This window comes from Psychroserpens sp., from assembly GCF_045105015.1.
Classification (GTDB): domain Bacteria; phylum Bacteroidota; class Bacteroidia; order Flavobacteriales; family Flavobacteriaceae; genus Psychroserpens.
Window position 1 is genome coordinate 1 of sequence record NZ_JBGCCX010000043.1, and the last position, 11,837, is coordinate 11,837.

At 33.2% G+C, this 11,837-nt stretch carries 3 protein-coding genes; all 3 read left to right on the forward strand.

Annotated elements, in window-relative coordinates; translation table 11 throughout:
• The first annotated feature begins 270 nt into the window (after nucleotides 1–270).
• Complete coding sequence (locus AB8B90_RS03295) at nucleotides 271–1,704, forward strand: gliding motility-associated C-terminal domain-containing protein (protein WP_405333599.1); 1,434 nt, start codon at nucleotides 271–273, stop codon at nucleotides 1,702–1,704.
• Nucleotide 1,705: 1 nt separating this feature from the next.
• Nucleotides 1,706–4,099, forward strand: a complete 2,394-nt coding sequence (locus AB8B90_RS03300; RefSeq protein ID WP_405333601.1) for a PorP/SprF family type IX secretion system membrane protein — start codon at nucleotides 1,706–1,708, stop codon at nucleotides 4,097–4,099.
• A gap of 271 nt (nucleotides 4,100–4,370) precedes the next feature.
• A partial coding sequence (locus tag AB8B90_RS03305) for a beta strand repeat-containing protein (RefSeq protein WP_405333603.1) occupies nucleotides 4,371–11,837 on the forward strand: 7,467 nt, incomplete at its 3' end.

Here is an 11,837-nt window from a genome sequence, read left to right on the forward strand (position 1 = left end):
AAACGTTTATTGATTTAAATAACGATAAGAGACCAGATTTTAGATTACGAATAAATAAAATTAAAGCATCGCAAACGCAGTATGCTTCAGAGAATATTATAGATAATAATTAAATTATAGAATAATAAATCAAAATAATAAGACCCCCAGATCTTTGTATTTAATATTTATATGGACATCAGTTTGGAAATTCCTTTTTAGTTCTAAATCTTTTTGAGTTTAGAGCTGTAATAGTTTCTAGAGGTTTTATTAGAAAAGCGACTAATACCCATGAGGAACTTTACTGTTTTTAAAATTATCCTTTTTCTGTTATTAGTAAACACTTCTAATGCGCAAATAGTAATTAGTACACCTAATCTTGGTTTTACACAAGCTTGTGCGAGTCCATCTTTTAATACCTATAATGTAACATTTTCGTTTTCGCCAGATTCAGCTTTGGCTTCAACAAATCAATTTATCATAGAACTTTCAGATAGCTCTGGAGATTTTAATAACGCTACAGATATTTATACATCACCTCAGGGTAGTATTTCAACTTCACCTGCAACTTTAACATTTTCGGTTCCTACATCAATTGCAGGAGAAGCATATAGAATAAAAATAAAAAGTACAGATCCAGTAGCTTCAAGCACTAGATCTGTTCCTTTTGCAGCGTATTATAAAATACAAGACACCCCATTTTCTATTAATAATTTAATTTCTACAGGAGCTTATTGTTCAGGCAGTAGTTATTTATTAACAATAGATAATCCCGGAGGTACCATGAATGATTCGCCTCTTCAATATCCATCACTTACCTTTAATTGGTTTAAAGAAACAAGTCAAACCACATCAGTATTAGTATCTCAAGGAGAAACGTTATCTGTTAATCAACCCGGGACATATTTTGTTGAAACTAATTATGGTACATGTACTTCAAATTCATTTTCAAATCGCGTAACAATAAGTGAGGCGAGTTCTGGAGTTTCATCAGAGATAAGTTCTAGTTTAGGAAACCCTTATTGCTCCAGTCAAGGCAACACAACTTTAAGTGCTATAAATGGCGAAAGTTACCAATGGTTTAAGGATGGAGAGCAAATTCCTGGAGCAACAGAACAAATGTATATAACTAATGAGGCAGGTGTTTATTCTGTTAATATAGATTTGGGTGATTGTAACGTTAACGCATCAATTAACTTAGAAAACTCAGGGTTTACAAGTAGTATTGATGTTCCAGAACGAAACATGATTGATGATGGCGAAACTTTGGTTGCAACAATAACAACAGATGCTATAAATCCGGAGTTTAAATGGTATTTAAATGAAGAAATAATTTCTGGTGCAACAGCTAATACATACGAAGCCACACAAAGGGGGAATTATAGAGTAGTTATTAAGCAAACAAGTGGTTGTCAATCTTCAGTAGAATATACTTTTGTTGTTACTGAGGCTTTTCCATCTGTAGAAAATATTCCTAATTTAATTAGTCCTAATGCTGATGGAGTAAACGATACATGGATTATACCACAAGAATATGTAAGCGGTACTAATACTGAAATAACCATTTTGAGCTCGCAAGGTGAAATTGTTTTACAAACCAAAGATTATCTAAATAATTGGCCAGAAAATAGTATTGATTTCACAACTATTAACCCTGTCTATTACTATATCATAAAAACTGAAAATAATCAAACTAAAAAAGGCTCAATAACAGTAGTAAAGTAAAATGAAATTATATGTAATACATATCATCTTTCTTTTATGTTTAACACCATGGCTCTATTCTCAAGAAGATGGTGTGGTTGCGTTTGATTTACCTGTAAGAAACTCATTAAAATTTAATAGATACGCCATAAATCCTACATTTAGTTTTGTAAGAGAGGAAAATAAGTATTTAAGTTTTACAAATAAACGAGAATGGGTACAGTTTGATAATGCACCACAAACGTATTTGTTTAGTTATTCTGGTAGGTTTAGAGAAAACATTGGGGTTGGTTTAGGCTTTTTTCAACAAAACTATGGGGTTTTAACCACTTTTGGGGGAATTGCCAATTTTGCATACAATGTTAATTTAAATAGAGATAGTAATTTAACATTTGGTATGAATGTAGGTTTCTATAAAAGTGGAATAAATGAGGGGAATGTAATTACCAATTTTCCAGATTCTTCTTTAGATAATATACCTTCAAACTCTGTTATTACAGTAAATCCAGGAATAAACTACGGAACTGCCTTTTTTGATTTTGGAGTATCAATTAACAATTTAGCTACTTATAATTTAACGACTTCCGAAATTATTGAAGAGAATCCAGAGCAAAGTATCCAGGGCCATATTATGTATACAGGTTATATAAATAATCGAGGTTTTTTTGATGAAAGTAAATTTTCTACCTTAATACTGTCTGAGTTTAAAAGAGAGAAAACAGTACTTTCTGGAATTATGATGCTTACTGTACCTAAGGGTATTTGGGCCCAAGTAGGTTATAACACACTTTATGGAGTCTCAGGAGGAATAGGGCTGAATATTACAAATCAAATTGCTTTAGAGTATAATTATGAAAAATCTATTGGTGATTTCTCAACATTTGGAAATTCCCATGAGATCACATTAGCATATAAGTTTAAAAATAAAGATAGGTATAATTATAATGGAGATGATGATGAGTCAGCTTTATTAATTTCAACTAAGCGTAAACCCAGTACTAAAAACAGAAATAGAAACAAAACAAATACTAAAGCTAACAAAAGAAATAAAGTAGCTAGCAATACCAGTAAAGAAGACGATACACTCGAACAAGAAAATAAACTTAAGCAAGAAGCAGAAGAACAAGCTAAGGTTGAGGAAGAGGCTAAATTAAAGTTAGCAGAAGAAAATAGACTCAAACAAGAAGCAGAAGCTCAAGCAAAATTAGTTGAAGAGCAACAAGCTATAGCTAAGGCTGAAGAAGAGGCTAAATTAAAATTAGCAGAAGAAAATAGACTTAAACAAGAAGCAGAAGCTCGAGCAAAACAGTTGGAAGAGCAACAAGCCAAAGCTAAGGCTGAGGAAGAGGCTAAATTAAAATTAGCAGAAGAAAATAGACTTAAACAAGAAGCAGAAGCTCAAGCAAAATTAATTGAAGAGCAACAGACCAAAGCTAAAGCTGAGGAAGAGGCTAAGTTAAAACTAGAAGAAGAAAATAGACCTAGAGAAGAAGAAATAATCAAGCAGCAAGATTTAGATGCTGTTATGATTATTAAACAAGCAAAAGATCGTGAAGCATTAGCCATGCAAAGTTTAACCAAGCTGAGTGATGATTCTAAAATTAAGCAACAGAGGTTATTAATTTCATTAAATGATAAAGTAGCAGTAAAACAACAAGATCTTGATGATCTAAAAGAAGAAAATGATTTAAGTGAAAAAGGTATTTATAAAGCACCAAAAGCATTTAAAAGTGTTAGTTCTGAAAATGTAGCCATACAAACATTACAGTTAGAATTAGATAATTTAATTGATTCTCAAGAACTAAAAATTTCTGAATTAGAGAATTTGTATAGCGAAAGAATCAAAAATATTAAAGATGAAACAGATCCTGTTAATGAATTCTATTTAAATAAAATTAAAGAGTTTAAAGCTCAGCAATCAGAGACTATACTAATAAAAGACAACCTAAAGAATTCTTTAGAGTCAATTAAAGAAGCCACAGAAGTAGAAAGGAAAAGAAGAATAAAACGAGCAGCCTATGACAATCAAGAAGTACGTTATTTAAAAGATAGGTCTACTTTAAAACAAATAAAAGAGTCTACAGAAGTAACTTCTGAGGTTCTGAAAGAAGAAGATTTTGATTTTGGAGAAGAACAAAGTAATATACAAATAGTAAGTGATGTTCAAAATACAGAAAGTGGATACTATTTAGTTATAGCAGTTCATACTGATGTAGAGAAAAGAGACGAATTTTTAAGAAAAGCTGTTAAATCTGGAAGATCTGATATAGATTTCTTCTTTGATGTAAATACAAGTAAATATTACATTTATTACAATAAATTTGATGATATTGATAGTGCTAAAAATGCTATTGATAGTAAAACAAACGCTGCATATAATAGTAAGATGTCTATGGTAAAAATTGTTAATGAATAAATAATGACCTTTCTATTTATATTTTTATATGTAAGTTTAATATTACCAATATAAAAATTATAATCGTTGAAATGCATATTTAAGCGTTGTTTAGCTTAAATTTCTTCTGAACTCAACTTATTTACAAATAAAATCACGATATTTATCACGTTTAAAGTCATTAAATATAGGTGAAATTACCTTTGTGTAGTTTTATTCTTATTTTTTAATACTTAAAATATTTTCTTTTTAAATGCCCCAATTCAAAAAGAAAAGTAAAACGCGATTGAGTATGAGAAAAACTACTTATGTAAATTCTGGATTTATTGTTTTTTTAGTTCTGTCATTACTTTTCAGTACAAATGTATTTGCACAACTCCCAGTACCATTTAGTCCAAGGTTACCAGGAGGAAGTATTAAAGTAAAAGGAGATGTCGTTTTAATTGGTAACGGAATAGTTACTGCAAAAGATTTACCATTACCATACAATGGTACAGACATAAATAATAATAACGATGGTGTTTATGTAAACGTGGCAAGTGGTGGGGATCCATCAATTTTTAGTTCAAGTAGTGCAGACTTATTTATAAATAACTCATGTAAAAGAATACTTTATGCTGGTTTATATTGGGCTTCTGTTTATCCTCTTGAAGTTGCAAACAATAGAGCAGTTCAATTTGAAGGTACACCTAGATTAGAAGATTGGAACCAAATTAAGTTTAAACTGCCTACAGGTGGTTTTATTGATTTAGTCGCAGATAATAATGCAGACCCCGTTGGTGAAGAGGATGATATTATTTTCGATGGATATGAATACTATGGTCCGGGCGTAGAAAATTCATTTAAGGATTCTCCAATAATTTGTTATAAGAACGTAACAAGTTTATTACAAGGTCTTCCAGATGCTGATGGTGAATATACAGTAGCAAATTTGAGAGCTACTCGCGGAATTAGACGAGGTGGATGTTCTGCTGGTTGGACATTGGTTGTAGTTTACGAGAGTCCTATTTTACCAAGTAAGTTTATTTCAACTTTTGATGGTTATGCAGGTGTGCAAAATACAACCGAACTTGATATTCCAGTATCTGGTTTTCAAACATTACCATCTCCATTACCAGTAAATTCAAATATTGGTGTTTCTGCTTTAGAGGGTGATATTGGTATTACTGGAGATTCATTTCAATTTAAGGCAAGTACATCAGGTTCATACACAGTTTTAAGTGATGCATTAAATGGAGCGAATAATTTTTTTAATTCAACTATTACCAAAGACGGTGTACATGTTCTTAATAGAAATCCAGCTAGTTTAAATACCTTAGGTTTAGATATTAATAATTTTAACTTACCAAATCCACTAAATTCGGTATTACCAAATGATGCAACTGCTGGCGATTTAAAATTAACCACTAATGGAGATGGTTATGGTGTGTTTTTAACATCTTTTGCTGTAGAAATTATAGAACCAAATATAGTTCTTACAAAAATAGTTGAAGACGCCACAGGTACTGATATTAGTAACCAATTAGTTGATCTTGGCGATGAGCTAAATTATGTTATAGGGTTTCAAAATACAGGAAATGATGATGCAACAAATCTTATAATTAGAGATGTTCTTCCTATCAATGTGACCTTCAATTATCCTGCTGACATATCTTTACTTCCACCAGGTGTTACAGTACAAAGCTATAACCCTGCAACTAGAGAGCTTATCTTTAGTGTAGATAATTCGTTAGTAGAAGAAAATGATCCTGTACAGGAGATTCGATTTAAAGTTACAGTAGTTACCTCTTGTAGTTTGTTAACTGATGCTTGTTCAAATATTATTAGTAATCAAGCCTACGTAACCTATAATGGTACCACTGATCCTACTTTTTTTATATCAGATGATCCTAGTTTTAGTTCTAACACTGGATGTTTAATAACACCTGCTGCAACAAATTTTTTAGCAGATCTTAATTGCGTATTTGAGGAAGAGGTTGTGCTTTGTGGAGCAACAGCAACTTTAACAGCTGGAGATGGTTACGATAGTTATTCTTGGTCTACAAGTCCTTCAGGTACTCCTGTTATAGGTTCAAGCCAGTCAATTACTGTGTCATCTACTGGTACATATTATGTACGTAATACAGCTATTGCACCTTGTCAATCTATTGATCAGGTATTTGAAGTTATTACATTTGGAGCTGGTGTTACAAACCCTGTAATTCCATTTGCAGATGAAGTAGTTATTTGTCCAAATGACGGAAAAGAATTACCAAATATTTACTTGTGTGGAGCAAATGATTCAGTATTTATTCAGACAGGAATAACAGATACAACTTCAATAATATGGGAAGTTTTAGATGAGACTAGTTGTTCTGCAGTTACTAATATAGATTGTGCAAATGAAGACCCAGCTTGTAATTGGAATCAAGTACAAACAGGTCCAGATTTTACAGCTAACACTGCAGGTCAATATCGATTAACTTTAAACTACGAAGGCGGTTGTTTTAATCAATTCTATTTTAATGTTTACACAAATCTATTGGAACCCACAGTAACTTCAAGAGATATAATTTGTTCAACTCCTGGAGAAATTATTGTAGGTAATGTCCCAACTGGTTATGAATATAGTATTGATGGTGTAAACTATCAACCTAGTAATGTGTTTTCAATTATTACACCAAACATTTACAATGTTTATGTGAGACAAATTGGTGTTACTCCAAACCCATGTGTTTTTTCAGTTCCAGATGTACAAATTAGAGAAAGAGATTTTAATGTATCAACCATAATTACTCAACCTTTTTGTAATGGTGGACAAGGAAGTGTTATTATAGCAGCAAATGATGCAAGACCACAATACTTTTATTCAATTTTTGATGGTGCTACACTCGTTAATAGTGTAGGACCAATTACTAATAGTGATTATACTTTTAACAATTTAAACCCTGGAATATACACTATAAATGTTTCAACTGAAGATGGCTGTGTTTTCGCAGGTGACATTGAAATTATTAACCCACCATTATTAGAAGCCACTTCAGCATTAACAAGCCCATTAACTTGTACTGATGGTGAAATAACTGTATACCCAGTGGGCGGGACACCACCTTACTATTATTTTGTAAATAGTACTACTGTTTTTCAAAGTACACCTATAATTAATGTTCCAACTGCAGGAGTTTATGATATTTTAGTTGTAGATTCTAACAACTGTTCAGCAAACACATCTATCACTGTTAATGCTATTCCAGAGCCAGACTTCACAATTTCTAAAACAGATATTTTGTGTGCAGATGCGGTTAATTCAGGTAGTATCAATTTTAACGTAACAAATGCAAACGGTAGCACTTTAGCATATAGCATAGACAATGGTGTTACATTTTCCAATTCACCTGTTTTTAATGGTTTATCTGCGGGGAATTATGAAACCATAGTTCGATATACAATTGGAACAGATGTTTGTACATCAGCACCCCAAACCATTACTATAAATATAGCAGATGCCATTACAGGAATAGCCACATTAACAACACCTTACACTTGTATTACAAATGGTGCTATTACAGTTTCTGGGGTAACTGGAGGTACTGCACCTTACTCATATAGCATTGATGGAGTTAATTTTCAACCTGGTTTAACTTTTTCTGGATTAGCAGATGGAACGTATACAATTACTATTAGAGATGCTAATAATTGTACATTTATAACAGCACCCGTTACTATTGATCCTTTAAATCCTCCAACAGATTTAGCATTTACAAGTACACCTCTTACTTGTCCTGCTATTACATCTGATGTAACTTTAACAGCAACAGGAGGATTATCACCTTTAGAATATCAAATTATTGCACCAGCATTTGCATCAACTGGCTACCAAACATCAAATATTTTTAGTGGTTTATCGCCAGATACATATACGTTTCAGGTGAGAGATGCAAATGATTGTATTTATACAGAATCCTTTACAATTGCACCTTTACCTCCATTAACTTTAAATACAGTTATCTCTAAAGATATAGACTGTACCGTATCACCAGATGGTATTGTAACTGGTAATATCACTGGAGGAACAGCCCCTTTCACATATCAAGCATCTTTTAATGGTGGTACTTATGGAGCTTCTACATCAGTTACAGGAACTATATTTACGCATGCAGCTCCAACAGATGGTACATATCAATTTTTAATAACAGACGCCAGTGGGTGTACTGTAGAGTCTGGTGTTCAAACGCTTAATCCACCAGTGGCTGTAACAGCTTCAGATAGCGCAGTTGACCCAACATGTGAAGGTTATAATGATGGTTCTATAAGATTAACAGGTTTAACTGGTCAAGCTCCATTTACCTATAGTATTGATGGTGGAGTATCTTTTGTGTCTTCTAATGTATTCGGTGGTTTAGTAGCAGGAACTTACAATTATGTGGTTAGAGACAGTAAGAGTTGTGACGTATCTGGAACAGTTAATTTAACAAATCCTTTACCTATAAGTGTTACAATAAATAGAAATCCTGTGCAATGTATTACGAATACAAATGTACCAGGTAGTTTAAATGTAACTATTGATTCAGGAGGAGTTGCACCATTTGTCTATACATTATACGATAATACATTTACACAAATAGGAGCTAGTGTTACTACAGCATTAACAACTAATACGTTTTCAGGGTTATCATTTGGCGATTATTATGTAACAATAGTTGATTCTAATGGATGTGAATATGGAAGTACTGCACAAAGAATAGAAACACCACCTAGTATTAATTTAGTAGGAAATGCTACAACAGGTTCATGTGTAACAGGAGCTACCGTAGATATTTCAGTGGTTTCTGGTGCGGGTCCATTTACATACTCAATATTCGGACAGCCTGCTACCAGTTTTGGTCCCACAGCATCAACTACCCATACTTTTTCTGGATTAAATCATGGTGTTACTTATCAATTTCAAGTTATTGATTCTGGAGGTTGTTTTTCAACAATAGAGGTTACAACACCAATATTATCTGCTATAGATATTAATTCAATTACAACCACAGATGTGAGTTGTAATGGAGATAATAGTGGTGTAGTTAATTTTACTGTTTCAAGTTACGATGCCTCAGTAACATCATTGTATTATGAAGTACAAGATGAATTAACAAATTTACCAATTATTCCTGCTCAAAATGGAACGTTTACAGGATTAACAGGTGCTTCTGTTAGTGGTTCTATTACAGGTTTACCAGCTGGAAATTATACTTTATTTGTAAGAGAGGCAGATGGTACATTATGTACAGCTTCAGAGACTTTTAGAATTACTCAACCTATTCAACCCCTTTTAGCAGCTATAAGTTCAGAAATTAATGCTAATTGCAATGTTGGAGCACAAGTTACTATAACTACATCAGGAGGAACAGGCCCTTATCAATATGCTGCTGGTGCATTAGGCTTTGTACCAACCTTAGCAGATTTTGGTTCTAGCAATGTGTTAAATTTAGACTATACAATTAGAACAAATTGGGATATTGTTGTAAGAGATGCCAATGGTTGTGAAGTTAGAATTAATGAAGATATAGATATAGATCCAGAACCTGTTATTGCTGCAAGTTTAAATAATCAGTGTACAGTAACAGAAGGTAATTTTGCAATAGATGTTACTTTAACATCTCCAGGAATTGCACCTTATACTTATAGTGTTGACGGTGGTGTATTTCAAGCATTTACTGCGCCTTTTACAGTTTCAAATTTATCATCCGGAACGCATACTATTGAAGTGCAAGATGCCAATGGTTGTGGTAATCTAGTTTCAGTAGATATTGAAGCCCCAATAGATTTAATTCCTAATGTATCAGCATTACCTACTTGTAATGACGATGATGGAGAAATAACAATAACTGGATCTGGAGGTTCTGGAACTTATACTTATTCAATTTTACCTAATCCAACTTCAATTAGTTTATCTGGTAATATTTTTTCTGGTGTGCCTTCAGGAACATATACCGTTACTATTACTGATGCAATTACAAGTTGTTCAACCAACGTTTCTATATTTGTACCAGCTGCTATTCCTGTTACATTTACAACAACTTCAACTCCAGTAACGTGTTTTGGTGATAATGATGGAACTATTGGTATTAATATAACAGGAACATATACAGGGCCTTATAATTATGAAATTTTTGACAGTACATCTACATCGGTATTTGGTGTGATTTCTGCAAATACGTCAATAAATCCAGAAATTGTTTCAGGACTTCAAGGTGGTAATTATACTGTAGTAGTAACAGAAACAGGTAGTCCATTTTGCTCTACAACATCAGGGACTGTAACTGTAGGTTCTCCTTTAGCTCCATTAACTATTGTAGCTACAGAAACATCAAACGTAACTTGTGATAATAACAGCGGGACTATTACTGCTGTAGCAAGTGATGGTTGGGGAGCTTTTGAATATGAATTAACTGGAGCAGCTACTGTAGCTTACTCTCCAAATGGAACATTTACAAATTTATCTGCAGGCACATATACTGTTAATGTTAGAGATGCAGGAGGTTGTATTGCTTCAGATAGTACAACGCTTGTTATTCCTCCGTCAATAAACGCTACGGTTACAGCTAGTACATCAACGCTATCTTGTTTTGGAGATACCAATGCTTCAATAACTGTAACTACAGTTTCTGGTGGACAAGGAAGTAATTATTCCTATACACTTAATATGCTTGCTCCAACAGTAACATCATCTGGTCCACAAACAACTCCAGTATTTAATAATCTAGGAGCTGGAATCTATAATGTAGTTGTAACTGATGGATATAATTGTTCATTCAATTCACCAAATATTGTAATTACAGAGCCAACACAAATACAAACGAGTTTAGTAAAAGAAACATCGCAAACATGTACAACAAGTTCTACATTAACGTTAAGTGCAACTGGAGGTAACGGTCCATATACATATAGTAATTCTCCAACATTTACCTCAGTTTTAGGTACATTTACAACAGATGTAACTTTCCCTGTATCATCAGGAACTTACATGTATTATGTAAGAGATGCTAACGGTTGTGACACCAATGCGTCAAATGAAATTACAATTGATTTATTACCTGTGCTAACAGTAAGCTTAGATGCCACTAATGCAAATATTAATTGTGCAGGAGATAATTCTGGAGTTATTGTAGCAGATGCCCAAGGTGGTTTGGGGAGTTATACTTACACGCTTCAGGATACAGCTGGAAACGATATTACACCAGTAACTCAGAATAGCCCAGGAGTTTTTACAAACCTTACACCAGGTAATTATCAAGTGCGTGTTGAGAGTGGAGATTGTTTAACTATTAGTGCTCAAATTCCAGTAACAGAACCTTCAGCTCCAGTTACTGCAACTTTTGTTGCAACAGATGTAACATGTCCTGGAAGTAACAATGGACGATTAGAAATAACAGCTTCTGGTGGTACCGGTATTATAAAATATGCTATATCACCTAGGTTAGATCAGTTTTTCGAATCACCAATTTTTGATAACCTCCCTCCAGGGAATTATCAAGCCATTGCTCAAGATGAGTTAGGGTGTTTTGTTACCGATACATTTACTATAAACGATCCAGTACCAGTTGCATTAACCATTGTTGCTAATTCAATTATTCCTGAAGCTTGTGAGGGAGATTTAGATGGAGAATTTAGTATAGATATATCTGGAGGAGAAATGCCATATAGTGTGAGTTTAGATGATATAAACGGACCTTATACTGCAGGTACATTAACACAAACGCAATTTGATTTTACGGGTTTAGCTGGTGGCGAT